The following is a 20,029-nucleotide window of genomic DNA, read 5'->3' as shown; positions in this document are numbered from 1 at the left end:
CTTGTAACTGATGGCTTTAGACATGATTGGAGATAGCAATGCTTTTGAGGCTCTTCTCAATATCATGGATGATTCTGCTGAGGATGATGAAATTAAAAGCGCCAGTATTCTTGCTTTAGGAAAAATAGGTAGAGGTAGAGCGGTAAAGCCACTACTTACCTATATACACATACATAATGAAAGCAAATGGCAGCAGGTAATTGTATGGGCATTAGGTGAGACTAAGGATGATGGGGCAATTGGATTTCTTCTCAATAGCCTAAAAAGTGAAGATGCTTGGCTTAGAATGAGAAGTGTAAGTGCGCTAGGAACAATTGCTAGTCCGCAAGTAGTAGGTTATTTGATAGAAGCCTTAAAAGATGAAAGTTTAGTTGTACGGGCTAGTGCAGCAAAGGCTTTAAGCGATTTGAATGAGAAAAAAGCGGTTGAACCGCTCATTTTAATTTGCCAAAATAGGCCAATTAATGTAGAAATAGTCGAAGCTCTAGCCAAGTTCGAAGATATTACTATCTTACCGACCCTTAGTTGGCTATATCGAAATCACTCGCAGGAATCAATAAGAAGAGTAGCTTGGGAAAAGATTAAAAAACTTGAAGTAAGTCAAATAATGCTATAGTTGTCACGGGCGCGGGTGTAGTGGTGACCACCTACACGGATACCAGACAAGCATTTACGCTTACAACAATCCTCTCAGATATTCCGTTACCCCCACACGTATAAACCCATCGGGGGGGGGGATATGTCCCCATCGCCCATTGCCACAACCCTATCGATAAACGCCACCAAACGCCGAGCGCATCAAGACAATTAGAACCACCATTCGGTAACAATTTGCTCAAGTCCCTTTCCCTTCTCCTCATTTCACCACAAGCGGGGATATGTCCTTATCGTGCGTTGCCCCCGTTCGGGTAAGGACGCATTCTACGCCCTTTTTCACCTATCGCGGGCGTATTCAAATACGCCCCTACCAACCCGAACCCCCAAACCCTTGCCCTCTCCTCACCATACCACAAACGGGGGATATGTCTCTATCGCCACGAATATGGTTTGCCGATTCCGCTTTTCCTTAAGGGCGGAAAGGCTTATAATTCTCGTTGCCCAAATGCGATGGGCAGCGAATTAATACAAGGGGTTGAAACTCCTTGCCAAAGCAAAAGAGCGGTTTTCCCGATTCTACCGATTGGGGATATGTTGGTTTAACATGGGTTCACAATTGAACCTGTTAGCCGGATTCCATAATATAACGATTGTTATATTTATGAGGCATGCGAATTTGTAACGCTTGTTATATGACAAGGGGGATATGTGGTGCAACTTCCAGAAGATAAGTACGAAGCAGCGAAATTAATCAATCAGCAATATAAGGATAATACCCTGCACGGCTCGCTTGATATTGAGATTGTCGAAGCCAGCCCGGAGAAAATGGTCGGCACGATGCAGGTCAACTCCAAAAACCATCAGCCTTTTGGCTTGCTACACGGGGGCGCGAATGTGGCGCTTGCCGAATCGCTGGCTTCACTGGGCGCGTGGCTGAACCTGCCCGATCGCACCACCCATGTAGCGGTGGGGCAAGAAATCAACGCCAACCACCTGCGCCCCATCGGAGACGGGATGGTGACAGGCGAGGCGATACCGCTGCATCGAGGACGCAGTTCGCAAGTGTGGGACATAAAAATCTACGATGAAAAACGGCGGTTGGTGTGCGTCTCGCGTTGCACCGTCGCCGTAACCGAAATCAAGCAAAAACCGAACCTCTAAGTTCCGAGCGGGGTTCTCAGGGGTGGCAACCCCTAAAATTCCCTCTCTCCTTTCCCCCTTGAGGGGGCAGGGGATTCTGAGCGGGGTTCTCAGGGGTGGCAACCCCTGTGCGGGGTCAAAGGGGTGTCCCCTAAAATTCCCTCTCTCCTTTCCCCCTTGAGGGGGGCAGGGGGTGATAAATATCAACCAAAAACCGACATCCGGTGAGAAAGCAGGCTAAAGTGAGCGCGGAAAAAGCAAGTTTCGACCCCAAACGTTTCAAGCAGCAAGAGCGGGCGGGCTTTAATCTGGTGGCAGAACGTTACGAGCGCGGGGTTGAGGTGAACCGAGGCGCGTTGGAACGGATGGTAGAATTGGCGCGATTGGAAACGGGCGGGCGCGTGCTGGATGTGGCGTGCGGTCCCGGTTTGGTGTCGCGCTACGCTGCCCGAAAAGTAGGGGCGCAAGGGGCGATTATCGGCATTGACATTGCGGAACAGGCGTTGGAAATCGGGCGCAAGCGGGCGCAAGGCGAAGGGCTGGAAAACATCAGCTTTACGGTGATGGATGCCGAGCATTTGGCAGCAGCAGACGAGAGTTTCGATGCCGTCCTGATTGGGCTAGGGCTGATGCACTTTCCGCACCCAGAAAAGGCGTTGCTGGAGGCTTGGCGCGTGCTGAAGCCGGGCGGGCGCGTAGCGGTTACAGTGTGGGGCGAAGAACATGAGGTGGATTTCCTCCGTCTGGCGTTGCTGGCAATAACGCGCCAATTTCCGCCGCCTCGCGTAGAACGTCCTTCTATGTTTCGCTTTGGTGCGCCGGGCGTGGTGGAAGGGTTGTTGCATGCGTGTGGCTTCGGCGAGGCGCGGGTGGAACGGCTCAACGCCAGCCTGACCGTAGCGGGGGCAGAGGAATATTGGCAGGGATTTTTGGACGCAGCGGGAATAACCACCGTCTCCCTTGCCAAGCAACCGCCCGAAGTGATGGAACAACTGGTGGCGCAAACTCGGCAGGATTTACAGGCATATCGGCAGGGCGAGAGCTACGTGTTAAATAACGTCTCGCTGGCAGGGGTAGCGGTAAAATAGAGGTACGCAAAGGGCGGTTCACCGAGTATTGGCAAACCGCCCCGCACAAGGTAGCAAGCTATTAGATAGCCCCACCCGGCATGATTTTTTGCACCGCAGGCAGCAATTCATTTGGCAAACCGACTCTGGCTATGGGCGATTTCCCACTCCAAAAGCCACCGCCACCGCCCGCCACATTATCAAGGTCGTTCTCGGATAATTCTTTTTCGGCTTCACCATCAGGCTGAATCGGCTCTTTTTCAGAGACAGGCTTATTATTTTCCATTCGATTTTGCTCCTACTCTTTTGATGCAAATAACTCTCGGCGACAACATAATTTCAGTTATATAGTAAGCTAATACGGTTAGAGCAGATATGATGTTTATCACTAAAGCCGCTTTGTTGCTTTAAAGCCTGTTCAGGCCTAAATCTTTCTAGTTTTTCGCCCCTGCCCGTACTATTTACGGGGGATATGTAGATTGGCATCCAGAAAAGCCTTTTTCTCTAACGACCTCTAGCCGCTTGAAAGTTTAATAGAATTTCCGTAACTATTTACCCCCTGCCCCCTCAAGGGGGAAATTGGAAAGAGGAGTTCAAGTGGACACCCCTGAAAACCCCGCGCGGAACGGCGCATTACAAATCCTCAAAAGAAACGCAAGCTACAGGCATTTGCGCTTTTCTGAGGCATAATAAAGCTGGTTAAAGAATCATATACCCGCAAATTGACATAGGAAAGGCTTGGCATGAAAAGCATTGTGATTACCGGCAGCAGCACAGGCATTGGCTACGGTTTGGCGCAAGAATTTCTCAAACAAGGGCAGCGCGTTACCATCAGCGCGCATATTCCGGCAGAAGTAGCCGCAGCCGAGAAAAGTCTGGCAGCGCGATTCGGAGCGGCGCGGGTTAAGAGCCATGTTTGCAATGTGAGCGACCCGGTACAGCTTCAAGGACTGTGGGATGCCGCTATCAACAACTATGGCAAGGTGGACATCTGGATTAATAACGCCGGGATGGGCTATCCCCGCGAATTTTTCTGGGATGTGCCAACCGATACCATTAATGCGGTAATTCGCACCAACTTGCTAGGCGAGATGTTCGGCTCGAAAGTGGCGTTTAAGGGGATGTTGGCACAAGGCTCAGGTCAGATTTACAACATGATGGGCATGGGCGATAGCGGACCGGTTGTGCCGAAAACGATTATCTACGCCTCCAGCAAAGCGGGCGTATCCTATTTTACCAAAGGGCTAATCATCGAGGCTGCCAAAACACCCGTGAAAGTGTGCTACCTGAGTCCCGGCATCGTGGTCACCGATTTGATGCAGCCGGGTTTGGAGGGCGAAGGCTCGGAGAGAGCGCGGAAGTTTTTCAATATAATGGGCGATCGAGTGGAAACGGTTACGCCGTGGCTGGTCAAGAAAATGCTGGCAAATCAGAAGCACGGTGCATACATTAACTGGCTACCCAATCGCAAGTTGGTATGGCGAGTGCTACGCGCCCCCTTCACCCACCGCAATATCTACGTACCCACGCAACCCGCATGAGTTGGGGTTAAAACCGGGCATCTTGTGGGAGAGAGCTATTGCTCTCGATAATCGAGGGTAAAACCCTCTCCCACACAAATACCGATTCCCTTAGTGGCGTATTTGAATACGCCCTGCCTTTAATTCAGAGTTCAGAGGGACGCATAGGGGCACACAACACCACCCGAAGACCGCGATAAAAGTTACCTTTGTAAGGAAAGTTGAAGAGGCGGTACGCACAGGACGCATCATCTCGATCGTAGTAGAAAGACCCGCCCCGCAGAACTCTATAGGCATTGCTCTCGTCCACCGCCACTTCCGAAGGCTTCTGGTACTCGTTCTGACACCACTCCCATACATTCCCACTCATGTCTAGCGCCCCGCATGCCGCCGCCCCCTGCGGGTACATCCCCACCGCCGTTGTGCGTGCCAAGTCCGCTTCATTAGTATTAGCGTAGCCCTCTTGCCACGCGCCCCACGGGTATGCTCGTTGTTGGTTGCCCCCTTGCGCCGCCCATTGCCATTCCCATTCCAGCGGCAAACGCACTTGCGCGTTCTGCCCCACCACCAAGGGGCTATTCCCTCCGCCCGGATTGGGCAATTGCCAACCCTGCATGCGCTTGTTCAGCCACCGCCCAAACGCCACCGCTTGATACCACGACATATTATCTCGCGGTATGTTCAAGCCTTTCTGCCTTTGCTCCCTCAACTCTTGCGGCTGGTACTCTTGCGGGAAGCCCTGCCACCACTCGCGGTTCTGGTAGCCGTCCGTTGCTTTCACAAAGGCTTCATATTGGGCAAAGGTTACTTGGTATTGCGCTATGTAGAAGGGTTGCACTTCAAAGGTCTGTTTCTCAATCTTCAGCTTGCCACCCGGCGCAACCGCCAGCCACGCTATGTCCGGGATTCCATCCTCGCGCACACTTACACCCTTACGAGGGTCGCCGATTTCACTCAACCTATCCCCGATTTCCATGCGGCGTTTGTGAGTCGTGTTGGGCGCGGCGATTTCATCGAGCAACCGTTCCGCTTCGGTTTTGGACGGGGCGGGCGCAGGCGCAAGTTTTGGCTCTACCGCTTTTATTACGGGCGGGACGGGCGGCTTTTGAATAGGAGGTGAGGCAACGGGCGGTTCGGGTAGTACAATGCCGAAATTCTTAGCATGGAGGCGCAACCCTTTCAACAGCATTTCGCGCCCACGCTCATCGTAGAACCTCGCCGCTTGCCACCGACTCAACCTTCGCGGGATTTCGCACTCCGCCAGTTTCAAGGGGATGATGTTGCTCAACCCTTCCGGCATATATTTGGCATAGAATAGCGCGGTTTCTATCTCTGCCTGTACATAGCCGATTTTTGCCACCGATTCGGGCGTAAGACACACCAAAATGATGTGGCTTTCTTCCAATGCCTTCTCAATGGCGTACTGCCACGGCTGTCCCGGATATAATTCTTCTTCGTCCAACCATGGTTCAATCCAGTTTTCGGCTTTAAGGCGCTGGTACAATTCGCGCACTATGGGCTTATCCCCGGAGGAGTGGCACAGAAAGACTTTTAGTTTGGCGGGGTCGGGCATTGTTTGCGCTCCGGTGTAGGGTTTAGCTCTAACGCAACTACAGTTTAATTATACCCAAACGGGCGGGGTTTTGCTACAACAAAAACACGGGCGTAGCAAGGGCAATAGCCCTCTCCCATACAACCCCAATCCGAACCTTAATCCCAATGGCGGGGATATGTCCTTATTCGCCTCGCACAAAGCCAATCAGAACGCCTCAAACCGAACCGAAATGGTTTTTTTCATAGAAACCTCTTGACAGCGCATAATTTAAATGATATTAACTTACACGTAAGTAAGTTATATTATGCGGGGATGAGTACCAGAAACGCCAGTGTATTAGAGTGCGCCGCCTTATGCCCCGAATGAGCTATATTTATTAATTATTTGGTAGGTGTTGAATGTTAATTTCGATTTTGACCACCGGCACGCGCGGCGATACGCAACCCTATATTGCGCTTGGGCTGGCGTTGCAAAAGGCAGGACATCAGGTGCGGGTTGCCGCCTTTGAGAACTACGAATCTTTTGTTAAAGAGCATGGGCTGGAATTTTATCCCATCAAGGGCGATGTTTCCAAAGTGACCACCACCGATAGCTCGATTGCGGCGATGAAAGCGGACAATCCGCTCAAGGTTTTATTCAGCTTTAACAAACTTAAAGCGCTTGTATTTGATTTGCAAAAGGATTTTTTCAACGCTTGTGTCGGCGCAGACGCGGTTGTTTACCATCCGGGCGCAGCAATCGGGTATTTTATCGCGCAGCGGCTTAAAATCCCCGCGATTCTTGCTACGCCTTTTCCCATGACTCCCACCAGAGATTATCCCGCCCTGATTTTCTACAACACCCCGCGTTTGGGCAAAACTTTTAACCTTGCCACGCACAAGATATTTGGGAAGATTATGTGGTTCGCTTCCAGTTCGCCTGTCAAACAATACTGGAAGCAGGAATTTGGTCACGCGCCTGAGAATTTTACCTCGCCCTTCGACAAGCAAAACACGCAGAGTTTACCGACAATAGTTTCTTGCAGCAACTTTGTTTTCCCACGCCCAAACGACTGGTCAGAGCATGTTTATAACACGGGCTACTGGTTTTTAGAGGAGGAGGCAGCTTGGAAGCCTTCCCCCGCCTTGCTGAATTTTTTGGAGAAAGGCGCACCGCCGGTATATGTGGGCTTTGGCAGCATCGGCGACCCGGCTTTAGCAGCGCAAACCACCGCGTTGGTCATCAAAGCGTTGAAACTTAGCGGGCAGCGCGGGATTCTGGCAACCGGTTGGAGCGGCTTGTCCAACCTTGCGGATATACCACCGGAGATATTTATACTCGAAAGCGTCCCGCACTCGTGGTTATTCCCGCGCATGGCAGCAGTGGTGCATCATGGGGGGGCGGGCACTACCGCCGCCGGTTTGTGGGCAGGCGTGCCGAGCGTATTAATTCCTTCCGGCAACGACCAATTTGCGTGGGGGCGGCGTGTTTTTGAACTGGGTGTAGGCGCAAAGCCCATACCGAGGAAAAAGCTCACCGCCGAGAAATTAGCCGAGGCAATCAGTTTCGCGCTAACTAAAGAGATAAAAGATGCCGCAAAGGAATTGGGCATGAAGATACAGGGCGAGAACGGCGCAGAAGCGGCAGCTCAAATCATCAGCAATTGCGTGGCGCAAAAAACGCCCGCTTGAGCATGCTACCTCTGAATCATAATAGCGGTTCGCAGCTTTTTAAGGCACGCGCGAGCCGCTTTACCGATTTTCTTAGAGGCGCATTCCGTTGCACCCCAACCCCTCTATCTTGGGGGATATGTCCCTATCCGCCTTCTCTCTCGGCAAAGTTAGCGATCGAGCCAGCCTATCAAGGTTTTTACGCCGTAATGGGTAAGGTTGTTCATGGGGGCAAATTTATCAGAACTCATATTTTCCGAATCTAGCGTAACATCCACCGTAACCGGATTGCCGTACCTTGCGACATTTGGCTGAAGCGCCGCCTGAAGCTGTTGTTTGCTCATCACCGGCTTAACCTTTTTGTCGTGCAGCAGCCGCACATAGATAGTAACTTGCCCCTGCGCGTTTTCAAAACAAACCGCCAGCAAGTGCAAATACTGGCGGTGTTCTGAGCCACCCGTGAGAGATTTTATGTAATTATCCAGCCCGGCTACCTCCACGATTAGCCCCGCCACGGCATAAACTTGCTCAGGGCGAATTATGCCATGCCCGGCGGTAAAAAAGACGAACTGGTTGCTATTCCAGTCCATCAAATTAGCCTGAGCAGCGTTCACCTCGAAACTGAGAACCATATTGGGCGGCAATTGAAAAGTGTTTTCTGCATTTCTATAATCAGACATACAAATTCTCCGGCGCACTCAAGTTTATCTGCTAAAATTATTCGTAACCATTCACCCCCTAACCCCTCAAGAGAGAGGGTGAGTTCAAGGGGACACCCACCTGTGCCCCGTATGGGGTATGCCACCCCGCACAAGGGGTTGCACCCCTGAGAACCCCGCTCGGATTCCTTTAGTTACATAGATCTATTTTCTATCTGGCTGAATTGTTACAATTATTCGCCACTTACACCGGATAGACGGGGTTGCGGCGGCGCGTAAACTCCACGTTTTTATCGGCGTAAAGGTCGTAGCGGCGCAATAATTCCGCGCGCAAATCGTCGCCCGAAATTATCGTATCCACAAGCATTTCGCTGGCAAGGTGGAATATATCAATGTCCTTGCGGTACGCCTCGCGCTTACTTTGCACAAAATCGTCCCGCTGCTCTTCCGGCAATTCCATAATCTGGTTTAAATAAACCGCGTTCACGGCTGCTTCGGGACCCATCACCGCAATTTGGGCGGTGGGCAGCGCAATGGTGCAATCCGGTTCAAAGGCGGGACCGCACATAGCGTACAAGCCCGCGCCGTAGGATTTGCGAATTACCACGCAGATTTTCGGCACAGTCGCTTCCGAAACGGCGGCAATCATTTTCGCGCCATGCCGGATGATGCCCTGCCGCTCGACCTTGCTGCCGATCATAAAGCCCGGCACGTCCGAGAGGAACAGCAGCGGAATGTTGAAAGCGTTGCACAGCCAGATAAAACGTGCGGCTTTGTCGGCGGAATCCACGAACAGCACGCCGCCCTTCTCGCGACTCTGGTTCGCCAGTATCCCAACGGCGCGTCCACCGATACGGGCAAATCCGGTTATCAACTCGCGGGCGAACAGTCGCTTCATCTCAAAGAAACTGCCCTCGTCTATCAGGCGATTGATAACATCCATCATGTTAAAGGCTTTGTTCTGGTTCGAGGGTACAATCGCGCTGATGGGCTTGCCGGGCGTGGCTTCTTTAGCTTCTATTAGAGGGGGTTTTTGCTGCCAATTGGGGGGGAAATAGCTCAGGTAACGGCGAGCGGCGGCTATCGCTTCTTCCTCATTTTTCACCAACATATCGCCGCAACCGCTTTCGGTGCAGTGCATTCGCGCCCCGCCCATCTCCTCCAATGTCACCTTCTCACCGATGACCATTTCCGCCATGCGCGGTGAGCCGAGATACATGCTGGCGTTGCCGTCCACCATGATCACGATGTCGCAGAAAGCGGGGATATATGCGCCACCCGCCGCGCTCGGTCCGAACAATAGGCAGATTTGCGGCACAACTCCGCTCATCTTCACCTCGTTATAGAAAATCTTTCCGGCGTGACGCTCACCGGGGAACATCAGCACTTGGTCGGTGATACGCGCCCCTGCGCTATCCACCAGATAAAGCATCGGTATCTCGTATTCTTGCGCCTTCTCCTGAATGTGCAGAATCTTGGCAACGGTTTTCCAGCCCCAACTTCCGGCTTTCACGGTGGGGTCGTTCGCCATCAACGCTACCTTGCGTCCTTCGATTTTGCCGAAGCCGATTATTACGCCATCTGCCGCCAAATCGTGCTTGTCCCAATTTGCCAGCAAGCGGTCTTCCACGAAAGAATCGGCATCCAGCAACAGCTTGAGCCGTTCGCGCACAAAGATTTTCTTCTGTTCGGGCAACTTCTCGCGATACTTCTTGAGTCCGCCGGAACGAGCGCGGGCGGTACGTTCACGCAGGGCTTCTTCCAGCACATTATCGGTGGGTATGTTGGTATCGTGGCTCACTTTTCCTCACGTCCTTGTTCAGGTAAGATTGATTTTCAGCCTTCTAATTGTGATGCAGAAGCGCACAGGTGTCAACTTAGATTGGAGTAAAACCGAGCGCATCGGAATGCGCCGAACGTCATAGAAGGGGTTTAATATGGTAGAAGTCTAGCCCATTCCCCACAGCTTGATGAAGCCATCCTCACCCCCGCTGGCGAAGCTCTTCCCATCCGGACTGAATGTTACCGATTCGACAGGCCTAGAATGCCCGCTGATGGTGTTGAGTAGTTTGCCCGTTGCGCTGTCCCACAGCTTGATGCTTTTATCATCACTCCCGTTGGCGAGGCTCTTCCCGTCCGGGCTGAATGCTACCGATGTGACAATGTAACCATTGGGGAGAGTGCGCACTTCCTTGCCCGTTGCCATGTCCCACAGTTTGATATCCCACCCCTTACCGCTGGCGAGGTTCTTCCCGTCCGGACTGAATGCTACCGATCTGACACCACCAGATTTATCGCCGAGGGTGTTAAGTAGCTTGCCCGTTGCCATGTCCCACAGCTTGATGAAGCCATCCTCACTCCCGCTGGCAAGGGTCTTGCCGTCCGGACTGAATGCTACCGAGTCGACCCAGTACGAATGCCCGCTGAGGGTGTTGAGTAGCTTGCCCGTTGCGCTGTCCCACAGTTTGATGCTGTTATCATCACTCCCGCTGGCAAGGGTCTTGCCGTCCGGGCTGAATGCTACCGATGTAACAGGCTGAGAATGCCCGGTGATGGTGTTAAGTAGCTTGCCCGTTGCTATGTCCCACAACTTGATGCTGTAATCCCAACTCCCACTGGCAAGGGTTTTGCCGTCCGGACTGAATGCTACCGGTGAGGAACCACCAGTAAGGGTGCGCACTTCCTTGCCCGTTGCCATGTCCCACAGTTTGATGCTTTTATCCGAACTCCCACTCCCACTGACGAGAGTCTTCCCATCCGGGCTGAATGCTACCGAATAGACACCGTCAGAATGACCAGTGAGAGTGCTCAGCAAACTAACTGAGGCTGCATTACTAGGGTTTATTACCGTTGCCGCGCCCGCACTGGTGGTAGTCTCGCCACAAGCTGTCAGCAATGTAGGAACCAATAAGGCTAATACGGTAAGTAGGTATAGGCTAAGTCTCTTCATAAAACGTTCCTTTCTTTAGCGTGATGTAGCCACAACTTATCTAGGGCAATAGCCCTCTCCCACAGAACCCGTTTCCCGTAGGAGCGAATTTGAATACGCCCGGCGTTTGGTTCAGAGTTCAAAGACCCGCGATAGGGAACGACACCACCAACCGAAACCCGATATAGGCACCGCCGCCGCTCGGATAGCCACGGCTGCGGTACATGCAGGACGCACGACCTCGATCGTTGTCGCAAGAACCGCCCCGCAGTGTCCGATCTTCCCCGCTCACGTCCACACCCAATACCTCCAGCTTACCGTACTTGTTCTGACACCACTCCAACACGTTCCCGCTCATATCCATTGCCCCACATACTGCCGCCCCCTGCGGGTACATGCCCACCGCTGTGGTTCGCCGTAAATTCGCTTCCCTTGTATTAGCCCACGTACCCCACGGGTATTGTCGCTTTTCCTCGCCCGCTTGCGCTGCCCACTGCCATTCCCATTCTGTTGGCAAACGCATTTGCATGTTATTCCCGATGATTAATGGGTTACCAGCCCCGCCCGGATTTGGAAATTTCCAGCCCTGCATGCGCTTGTTCAGCCACCGCCCAAACGCCACCGCCTGAAACCACGAAATAGTATCGCGTGGGTTACTTAATATTTTGGTGCGCTGCTCTTGTAGCGGTTGCCGCTCATAGCGCTTTGGGAAACCTTGCCACCACTCTCGGTTCTTGTAGCCATCTTTAGCTTTCACAAACGCTTGATACTGCGCATAGGTTACTTGGTATTGGGCTATATAGAAGGGTTGCACCTCAAAATTACAGTCCTTTATATCAAAGAGTCCTTGTTGAATCTTAATTATCAGAGTACCGCCCGGCGCAACGGGTAGCCACGCTATGTCGGGAAGTCCGTCTTCGCGCACGCCCACCCCGCGCCGGGTGTCGCCGATTTGCTGACGGCGGGTGTGGCTCGTATTTATATCGGCGATTTCCCGCAGCATCATTTCCCGTTCGCTTTCGGGCGTGGTGGGTTTTGGCTCTGCTATTTTTATAACGGGCGAAGTGGCAACAGGCTTGCCGTTATTATTTAGTACGCCCACCTGCTCGGCGCGTGCTTGCAGCGATTTTATCAAACGCTCATGTCCGCGCTCATCGTAGTAATTCACCCACTGCCATTCTCGCAATCGGCGCGGTATCTCACATTCGGTCAATTTGAGCGGGATGATAAATATCCGGCTTTCCGACATATAATCCGCGTAGGTCAACGCCACCTTGATTTCGCGCTGCACGTAGCCCTCTTTGTCAATCGAAGCGGGCGAAAGGCACACCAAAATTATATGGCTCTGTTCTACTGCCTTCTCGATTTCATCGCGCCAAGTCTGTCCGGGCAGCAATTCCTCCTCGTCCAGCCAAGGATGAAGCCAGCTTTCGGCTTTGAGGCGTTGGTATAGGGCGCGTACCGCCTCTTTATCCCCAGACGAGTGACACAAAAACACTTTCAGTTTGGGGGGTACGTTGGGCATGTTTGCGCTCCGGCATAAAGTTTATCTGTATCGCAACTGTGGTTTAATTATACCCAATCGGGCGGGGTAATGCTACTTGCCTGATTGTTGGTTCGGATATGTAGTAGGGGCGTATTTGAATACGCCCGGCGTTTGGTCCAGATTTCAAAGACCCGCGATAGGGGACGACACCACCAACCGAAAGCCAAAACTGCTACCCCCGCCGCCCGGGCTGCTGTTGGCGCGGTACGCACAGAACGCACCGGCTCGACCGCCGCCGAAAGACCCGCCCCGCACCACTCGACTGTTCCCGCTCCCATCCGCCAATACTTCCCCTAGCTTTTCCCATTTGTTTTGGCACCACTCCCATACGTTCCCGCTCATGTCCATTGCCCCGCATGCCGCCGCCCTCTGCCGGTACATGCCCACCGCCACCGCCCGCTTCAAACACGCCTCAGAAGTATTGGCGTAACCCTCCTGCCACGCGCCCCACGGGTATTGTCGCTTCTCGTCGCCCCCTTGCGCCGCCCACTGCCATTCCCATTCCGTAGGCAAGCGCACCTGCGCGTTATTCCCGAAAATTAAAGGGTTGCCAGTCCCGCGCGGATTGGGCAATTGCCAGCCCCGCATGCGTCGATTCAGCCACCGCCCAAACGCTACCGCCCGATACCATGATATGTTATCGCGTGGGTTGCTTGAACCTTTTTGACATTGCTCGTTCAGCTCTTGCGGTTGGTATTCTTTTGGGAAGCCCTGCCACCACTCCGCGCTGTAGTAGCCGTCCTTTGCTTGCACAAAGGCCTCATACTGAGCAAAGGTTACTTGGTATTGGGCGATATAGAAGGGTTGTATCTCAAAGGTCTGTTTCTCAATCTCCAGTTTACCGCCCGGATGCACTGCCAGCCATGCGATGTCGGGCAGTCCGTCATCACGCACGCCCACCCCGCGCCGGGTGTCGCCGATTTCGCTCAACCTGTCGCCGATTTGCATGCGGTGGGTGTGGCTCGTAAACGGGTCAGCTATTTCCCGCAGTATCATTTCGCGCTCGCTATCGGGCGTGATGGGTTTTGGTTCGGCTATTTTTATAACGGGTTGGGATGGAGTTACAACAGGCGCAGGGGTGGGTGATGAAACGGGCGGAGTTGGAATAGCAGATACAGACTGAGCAGTCTGCAACCGCTTTTCCAGATCGGCAATTTCCTCGCGCGTATCTTCAAGCTGAATTATCAGATGAACTGGGGCATGGAGGCTTCCGAAGCCAACGTACTGTTCCTCCAGCACCGCCAGTCTGCGTTTAGTTACAACTAGCTGTTTTTGCAATCTCTCCTTCTCGGTAGGTTCCGCTCCACTAGGTGAGGCTACAGCAGGTACGAGCGAGGGAGTGTGACTCACTAACAGGCGTATTACTATTGCTTCCAGATCGGTCTCGAACTTCTCTTTGAACTCAGCAGGGTGCGCGTAGTTGTTCACGCCGCGCCGGATGCGCCCGTTGGCAGGGTCATAGAACAAATCGCTCTTGAAAAAGTTTTGCACCTTCTTGTACTGGGTGATGCCTTCATCATCGTCCGCATCGAATAGCTTTTTCTCAGTACGGCGGTAGATGATAGTTGTGGTTTGAGGGTTGCTCAGCGCGTCCATCAGTTCGTAATGAGTACCGGAGTGGTAATCCACGCCTTCATATTGGAAAGGCGTACCCATGCGCGACCACAGAATTACCACCACAATATCGCATTGGGAGGGCATGGGCAAGCCTGCGTTAATCGCTTCCTGCGGAGATATGCTGGCAAGCATCGGCGTACCTGCGCCCGGCTTATCCCACGCCACCGGACGAAAACTCACTTTTTCTCGCAAAGAGGGGCGGTGTATCAGCCGTTCTAGCACTTCCAGCGCCATTTTGCGTTCTTCATTGACATCGCCCGGCGAGGAGAGAAACACCCGCATATTGGTAATCTGCTCTGGCATCAATATTCTCCGGCATAAAGTTTATCTGTATCGCAACTGTGGTTTAATTATACCCAAACGGGCGGTAATTCGCTACTTTGAATAAAACGCGGGCGCATCGGAATGCGCCTCTATGCTTGCATCTTACCGGGCTATTGCTTCAGAACCTCCGCCCAGATTTTATCGGCTTCGAAAAGAGCTTGCGCGGGGGGGGTTGTGCCGCTCCAGATTTTGCGCTGTGCATCGGTTAGAGCGGTGAGCAGTTTGGCGCGATTATCGGCGGAAAGCGGGTAGGGTAGCAGCTTTTCGGGGGGCTTGGCATTGGAAAGAGCCGAAGCGGTAAGAGAACGCGCCTGAGCCAGCAAATCGGCGGTATCGGTGATGAACGGGTCGGAGAGCGCCTTTTGAACGGTAGGCACAGCCGTAAAAGGCGACATAATGCGGGCGAAATTTAGCTGATTCTGGTCGTTGGAGAGAAAGCCCGCGAAATCCACCGCCCGACTCTTATTCTTCGCGCTCTTTGGCACGACCCAAACCCCCTTGCTCTGATACGGCACGATGCCCGGCTTGGAAACGGGATTGAGCGTTACCAATGTATTCTGGCTGTAATTCGACGCGCTAATACCCTTGAGAGCCGCCAGCGAATCGCCTCCATCCATCCACACCGCCAGCGTACCGCCAATAAAGCGATTGAGCGCGTCCTGCGAATTGCCGTCCAACGCCTCGCGCATCAAAGCCCCACTCTTGAGATTGCTCTGATAGTTAAGCCAACGCGCCTGCGTTACCGGGTTATTGAAAGCGGGCGTGCGACTTGAGCCTTCACCCTGAAATAGCGGCAAATCTTCCAGCAAAAAATCGGTGAGGGGGTCGGGCTTGAGCCAAACGGCGCGAACCTCATCGGGCGTTTTCTTGACTATCGTGGGCATAATCGCATCCCAATCGTCAAAAGTGCGGGGGAGTTTTGCCGCATCCAGCCCCGCCAGCGACCACAAACGCTTGTTGATAAGGGTCAAACGCGTCTCGGCAAGCCACGGCATACAGTAATAAACGGTAGCCACCTTGCAAGTATCGAGCGCGGCAGGCACAAAATCGGCGCGGCGTGAGGTGAACTCGGAGTAGTCGTTGAACGCCTCCAGATAGCCGGAAGCGGCGTACTGGTAAAGGTCGGTGGGACTAACCAGAACCAAATCGGGCGTTGTGATACCCTTATCGAGCGTACCTTTCCACGCCTGCTCCAGCTTGGCGGACAAATCGTTGCCCCAATCGCGCCACTCAAATGTCACCAACGGGTACAGCTTGCGGTACTCGTCAATAACACTGGCGAGGGCTTTTTCATTATCGAAATTGCCCTTCCAACCCCCCGTCCACACGCTAACGATAATGCGACCGAGTGGCTTGTCGGCTATCCCGCGATTAGCCCCGCTCGCCGCATCGGTTGCGCCCGGCGCGGGTGTGCCGACATTTTCCAGTCCAATTTGAACAGTGGTCATATTTTGGTTCGTGTTCTCGCTGCACGCCGATAGAAACAGCGTTAGAGTAAGCAGCAGCACCACCACCCGTATCAGATTATTGTAAAAAAGCCTTTTTGAAAAACCCTTGCCAGATTTCATTTGAAAAATACCTATGTAGGGGCGCATTCCGATGCGCCCGGTTTTAACGATACGAGGACGTGTTCCCGTTCCCGTAGGGCGCATGTTTCACGTTTTACATTTCGTCAAGACGGTACTTAATGACCTGAATTTCTTCTTCCAGTTCGTTAATCGCCTTTATCAGCGCGTGACGCTCGTCCGAAGGAGCGTTCTCAATTTTGCTGCGCGTATTCCTGATAAAATCGGTCAGGCGGCGGATGGGTTGTACCAACGGGAAGTTGCGGTAATTGTCCTTTTCGCGGACACTTTCCACCGCTCTGTCCTTTTCGCGGACGGTCTGAGCAACGCCCTCGCCCATCTCGTTTGCGCCCATACCCATACGCGCCAGCAAAGTCGCCTCGTGCAAACCCAAACGCTCGCTTTGCACTTGCGCCAGAATGTGCGGATTTTTCAGTAGCAGCAAACGCGCCTCAACATAGCTTTTGCTCTTGTTGACCAGTTCGGCGGTCTGACGGATGCTATAGCCGTATTCCTTGCTCAACACTTCGAAATAACGCGCCTCGTCTTCAAAGCTCAAATCTTCGCGCTGGATATTCTCGACCAGCGAAATGATACGCGCCTCGGCATCGTTTAGCTCGCGCACAATCGCCGGAATCTGAGTCAGCCCTGCTGCTTGTGCCGCCAGATAACGCCGCTCACCCACCACGATTTCGTACTCATCGCCGATGGGGCGCACAATCGGCGGTTGCAAGATGCCACGCGCTTTAACATCCTCAATAAGCTCGCGCATGCCCTGTTCGCTGCGATTGCGGCGCGGGTTGTTGGGGTTCGGGCGCACCCGCGTTAGGTCAAGCAGACGCGCCTCTTTCATCGCTTCTTCGCCCACGTCCTGAGTGCGTTGGGTCAGTCGCGCAAAGGGGCTTTCCTTTACCAAGCGTCGTTTTAAGGGGGCTTTATCGGGCTTTTCGGTTGACACGTTCTTCTACCTCCTGCGCCAGATTGATGTAGTCTTCGGCGGCTTCGGGTGCATAATATATAACGCTACGTCCTGAGAGGGGCGCTTCGGCGATTTTGATGTTCTGTCGGATGGGGGTATTAAACACCTGCTCTTTGAAGTAATTCTTTACTTCTTCCTCTATTTCGCGGCTCAAGCGAGTGCGGTTGGTGAAGGTGAGCAACACGCCCAACACTTCCAGATGGGGGTTCAAATCTTCGCGAATGACGTTGATCATTTCCATCAATTGCGGCACACCGTAGAGGGCGTAAGCTTGCGTTTGCACCGGAACCAGCACGTAATCGCAAGCGGCTAGGGCGTTGGTGACCACCAAGCCGAGGCTAGGAGGGCAATCTATCAGCACATAATCGAACTGTTCTTGCAAAACTTCGAGCTTGCGCTTTAGCAGCCATTCGCGCCCATGCCGACTGACCAGTTCCATTTCCAGCGTTACCATCGAGATATGCGCGGGCGCAACCAACAGCCCATCCACTTCGTAGGTCACATCTCCCAAGGCGATATTGCGATCGGTAAACACATGGTACATCGAGTGTTCCAATTCGTGCGGGTCGATACCCACACCGCTGCTCAGGTTCGCTTGCGGGTCGAGGTCGATCAACAGCACGCGCTTGCCTAGCTTAGTCAACGCCGCGCCCAAATTGATGGTGGTGGTGGTTTTGGCAGTACCGCCCTTATTCTGTGAGATGGCAATTATAACCGGCTTCCGGTCAGCCATTTTTATCACACCTTTCTTTTACCTATTAGTATGCAGATTTATTCTATCATATCTGTGTGGCTTTTGGGCTAGCGTTTTTAGGGCGCAAGGCAGGGTGAGGGAGTTTTACTCTCGTTACTATGCGGGGACGTTGGCAGAGTCGATGCGCCTGCGAGGAGTGTAACAAAACAGGCGCACCTTAAGCAAACCTCGGCTTTAAGGTTGCATTTGGCAAAATATACCTACCGGAGAGAGGTTTTCAGACCCCGGCTTATATCCCGTATTCAATGTTCACAATTAGGGGGTGGTTACTGCTCTGGAACCATCCGAGCGAAGCGGTTGTCGTTAAACGCGGTTAGCGTCTGGCAATTTTGAGGATTTCAGATTTTTCAGCAAGGGAAAAATGCACGTTGCTGGTTATAATTTCATCCCAAATGCTGCCGGCTACGCTGGTAGGGGCGGTGAAGCCTTCGGGCCCACTGTCCAATTCCAGTACGCAATCTTCCAGAATCTGGTCGAAATTCACGCCTGTTTTGCGCACGATTAGGTCGGCTCGCATAGTAGCCCATTTTGCTGCTGAAGTGTAAATGTTGTCAACTAATGTAGTCATAGTGTTTCTCCCTTACCGGGGATAGAAGAAGATCGCCCGGCGCGATTTTTAACTCCCTTATAGATTAACTCTCCTTAAGCTAAATAGCAAGTAGTTTAAGTTACTTTTCTAAACCGGATTTAGCCATCAATATTCACAGAAAATTAATTATTGTAAGGAGAGGCAGAGAAGTAACTTTACATAACGTATCTTACCTCGTTGTAGCGGTCAGTTTAAGCATGCGGTATAATCAGCGTTAAACAGCGAGGCAACATTATTGCGTTTAGAAAGCACTCATCTATGGCAGCGGCAAGCGACAACTCCAAACTAAAAGTATTCCTGTGCCACTCTTTGTGCATTCCAGTAAAAGGGAGTACCGTACAATGAACGAAAAAGACCATTTGCAAAATATACTGGATGAAACCGAACGCCGTCTGTTAGTATTAGAGCAGCAATATGCTCAATTCGGTAGCCTCCATGCTCCACCATACCTGATAACCCAAATTGAAGATACCAAAAGGGAAATTGCTGTTCTAGAATGGCGTTTGCAAACTGCTCAATCTGCGCTTGTTACAAACCCACCGGATCAGTTTGACGAATTATTCGCGCAACTGGAAGCAGCAGAAAAGGCAGAAGAATGGGATAGAGCAATTCGGCTGGGCAACCGCTTACTAAAGCTGGATGCGGGACACCGCCAAGTACGGGCTAAAATTGCTGCCGCTTATTATGCGCGGGGTACAAGCTACAGGGAAACAGGCGACTATGATCAGGCAATAGCCGAGTTCAGCCAAGCCATTAATTTCAATAAAGGGCAGGCTGATTACTACTTTTGGCGTGCTTTCGCTTACGGTGAAATCAAAGAAGAGCAAAAAGCTATTGAGGATTATAAACAAGCCATTCGCCTCAACCCTAATTTTGCTCTTATTCAGAATGAACCTGATTCCAGTTGCGTTATACTCAAGGAGTACCAACGCGCAATCCAAAACTTAACTCAGACAATCAGCCTCAACCCAAATGCATTTGCTTACAACAGTCGGGGCATCGCTTACTTTGATCTAAAAGAGTACCAGCACGCGATTGAGAACTTCGATCATGCTATCCGCCTCGACCCAGATGATGCCACTGCCTACTACAACCGGGGCATCGCTTACCAGAATCTTAAAGAATACCAGCGTGCAATCCAAGACTACGACCAAACCATTCGCCTCGATACTAATTATACCGATGCCTACTACAACCGAGGTAACGTTTATTTTGAAATGAAAGAATATCAGCGCGCTATTCAGGACTACGACCAAGCCATTCGCCTCAACCCTGAGTATATTAATGTCTACTACAACCGAGGCATCGCTTACTTTGATCTAAAAGAGTACCAGCGCGCGATAGAGGACTACGACCAAGTCGTTCGCCGTGAGCCTGATTATGCCTTCGCCTACCACAACCGGGGCAACGCTTACATGAGCCTGAATAATAAAGAGGCAGCCCGGCGCGATTATCAGAAAGCCGCCGACTTGGGATATGAGCCTGCTAAAGCGGAATTGATGAAGTTGTAGGGAGCAAATTGTTCTTCCTAAATCGCTT

17 protein-coding genes are annotated in these 20,029 nt (G+C 52.3%); 6 read left to right on the top strand and 11 right to left on the bottom strand.

Annotation, left to right across the window (positions count from 1 at the left end):
- Positions 1–22 precede the first annotated feature (22 nt).
- From OZ401_RS21895 to OZ401_RS21885, 3 genes are all read left to right on the top strand, one after another.
- A complete protein-coding gene (locus tag OZ401_RS21895) occupies positions 23–616 on the top strand; it encodes a HEAT repeat domain-containing protein (protein WP_341470659.1) in 594 nt (197 codons plus the stop codon).
- A 692-nt stretch (positions 617–1,308) separates the two neighbouring features.
- Positions 1,309–1,758, top strand: coding sequence for a hotdog fold thioesterase (locus OZ401_RS21890; RefSeq protein ID WP_341470658.1), 450 nt, complete (start codon positions 1,309–1,311; stop codon positions 1,756–1,758).
- Positions 1,759–1,979: 221 nt separating this feature from the next.
- Positions 1,980–2,825, top strand: coding sequence for a class I SAM-dependent methyltransferase (locus OZ401_RS21885; protein ID WP_341470657.1), 846 nt, complete (start codon positions 1,980–1,982; stop codon positions 2,823–2,825).
- Between the two features lie 61 nt (positions 2,826–2,886).
- Here OZ401_RS21885 and OZ401_RS21880 read toward each other — a convergent pair whose 3' ends face one another.
- Positions 2,887–3,090, bottom strand: a complete 204-nt coding sequence (locus OZ401_RS21880; protein ID WP_341470656.1) for a hypothetical protein — start codon at positions 3,088–3,090, stop codon at positions 2,887–2,889.
- Positions 3,091–3,547: 457 nt separating this feature from the next.
- Between OZ401_RS21880 and OZ401_RS21875 the strand changes: the two genes are divergently transcribed.
- Positions 3,548–4,345 carry an SDR family NAD(P)-dependent oxidoreductase gene (locus OZ401_RS21875; protein ID WP_341470655.1) on the top strand — a complete coding sequence of 266 codons (798 nt, stop codon included), beginning with the start codon at positions 3,548–3,550 and terminating at the stop codon, positions 4,343–4,345.
- 124 nt (positions 4,346–4,469) lie between these two features.
- On the opposite strand, the gene OZ401_RS21870 is transcribed toward OZ401_RS21875, so the two are convergent.
- Complete coding sequence (locus OZ401_RS21870; protein ID WP_341470654.1) at positions 4,470–5,897, bottom strand: SUMF1/EgtB/PvdO family nonheme iron enzyme; 1,428 nt, start codon at positions 5,895–5,897, stop codon at positions 4,470–4,472.
- A gap of 380 nt (positions 5,898–6,277) precedes the next feature.
- On the opposite strand from OZ401_RS21870, the gene OZ401_RS21865 reads away from it, so the two are divergent.
- The gene (locus OZ401_RS21865) at positions 6,278–7,549 is read left to right on the top strand and encodes a glycosyltransferase (protein WP_341470653.1); all 1,272 of its coding nucleotides are present in this window, start codon (positions 6,278–6,280) and stop codon (positions 7,547–7,549) included.
- A gap of 149 nt (positions 7,550–7,698) precedes the next feature.
- Here the strand turns inward: OZ401_RS21865 and OZ401_RS21860 are convergent, their stop codons facing one another.
- From OZ401_RS21860 to OZ401_RS21820, 9 genes are all read right to left on the bottom strand, one after another.
- Complete coding sequence (locus OZ401_RS21860) at positions 7,699–8,208, bottom strand: hypothetical protein (protein ID WP_341470652.1); 510 nt, start codon at positions 8,206–8,208, stop codon at positions 7,699–7,701.
- 223 nt (positions 8,209–8,431) lie between these two features.
- On the bottom strand, positions 8,432–9,988 hold the full coding sequence (locus tag OZ401_RS21855; protein ID WP_342399008.1) for an acyl-CoA carboxylase subunit beta: 1,557 nt from the start codon (positions 9,986–9,988) through the stop codon (positions 8,432–8,434).
- A 147-nt stretch (positions 9,989–10,135) separates the two neighbouring features.
- Complete coding sequence (locus OZ401_RS21850; RefSeq protein WP_341470651.1) at positions 10,136–11,137, bottom strand: WD40 repeat domain-containing protein; 1,002 nt, start codon at positions 11,135–11,137, stop codon at positions 10,136–10,138.
- 118 nt (positions 11,138–11,255) lie between these two features.
- Entirely contained in the window at positions 11,256–12,641 is a 1,386-nt protein-coding gene (locus OZ401_RS21845) for an SUMF1/EgtB/PvdO family nonheme iron enzyme (RefSeq protein ID WP_341470650.1), read from the bottom strand.
- 144 nt (positions 12,642–12,785) lie between these two features.
- Positions 12,786–14,582 carry an SUMF1/EgtB/PvdO family nonheme iron enzyme gene (locus OZ401_RS21840; protein ID WP_341470649.1) on the bottom strand — a complete coding sequence of 599 codons (1,797 nt, stop codon included), beginning with the start codon at positions 14,580–14,582 and terminating at the stop codon, positions 12,786–12,788.
- Between the two features lie 131 nt (positions 14,583–14,713).
- A complete protein-coding gene (locus tag OZ401_RS21835; protein ID WP_341470648.1) occupies positions 14,714–16,255 on the bottom strand; it encodes an ABC transporter substrate-binding protein in 1,542 nt (513 codons plus the stop codon).
- A gap of 10 nt (positions 16,256–16,265) precedes the next feature.
- Positions 16,266–17,126 carry a ParB/RepB/Spo0J family partition protein gene (locus OZ401_RS21830; protein ID WP_341470647.1) on the bottom strand — a complete coding sequence of 287 codons (861 nt, stop codon included), beginning with the start codon at positions 17,124–17,126 and terminating at the stop codon, positions 16,266–16,268.
- Positions 17,104–17,880 carry a ParA family protein gene (locus tag OZ401_RS21825; protein WP_341470646.1) on the bottom strand — a complete coding sequence of 259 codons (777 nt, stop codon included), beginning with the start codon at positions 17,878–17,880 and terminating at the stop codon, positions 17,104–17,106. The genes OZ401_RS21830 and OZ401_RS21825 overlap by 23 nt, the downstream gene beginning before the upstream one ends.
- Before the next feature lie 334 nt (positions 17,881–18,214).
- On the bottom strand, positions 18,215–18,469 hold the full coding sequence (locus OZ401_RS21820; RefSeq protein ID WP_341470645.1) for a hypothetical protein: 255 nt from the start codon (positions 18,467–18,469) through the stop codon (positions 18,215–18,217).
- A gap of 362 nt (positions 18,470–18,831) precedes the next feature.
- On the opposite strand from OZ401_RS21820, the gene OZ401_RS21815 reads away from it, so the two are divergent.
- Positions 18,832–20,001, top strand: coding sequence for a tetratricopeptide repeat protein (locus tag OZ401_RS21815; RefSeq protein WP_341470644.1), 1,170 nt, complete (start codon positions 18,832–18,834; stop codon positions 19,999–20,001).
- Positions 20,002–20,029: the final 28 nt, after the last annotated feature.

It is taken from the genome of Candidatus Chlorohelix allophototropha (genome assembly GCF_030389965.1).
In the GTDB taxonomy this organism is placed as follows: Bacteria; Chloroflexota; Chloroflexia; order Chloroheliales; family Chloroheliaceae; genus Chlorohelix; species Chlorohelix allophototropha.
The sequence above is the reverse complement of the archived record's forward strand: the minus strand, read 5'-3'. Positions and strand labels throughout refer to the sequence as shown.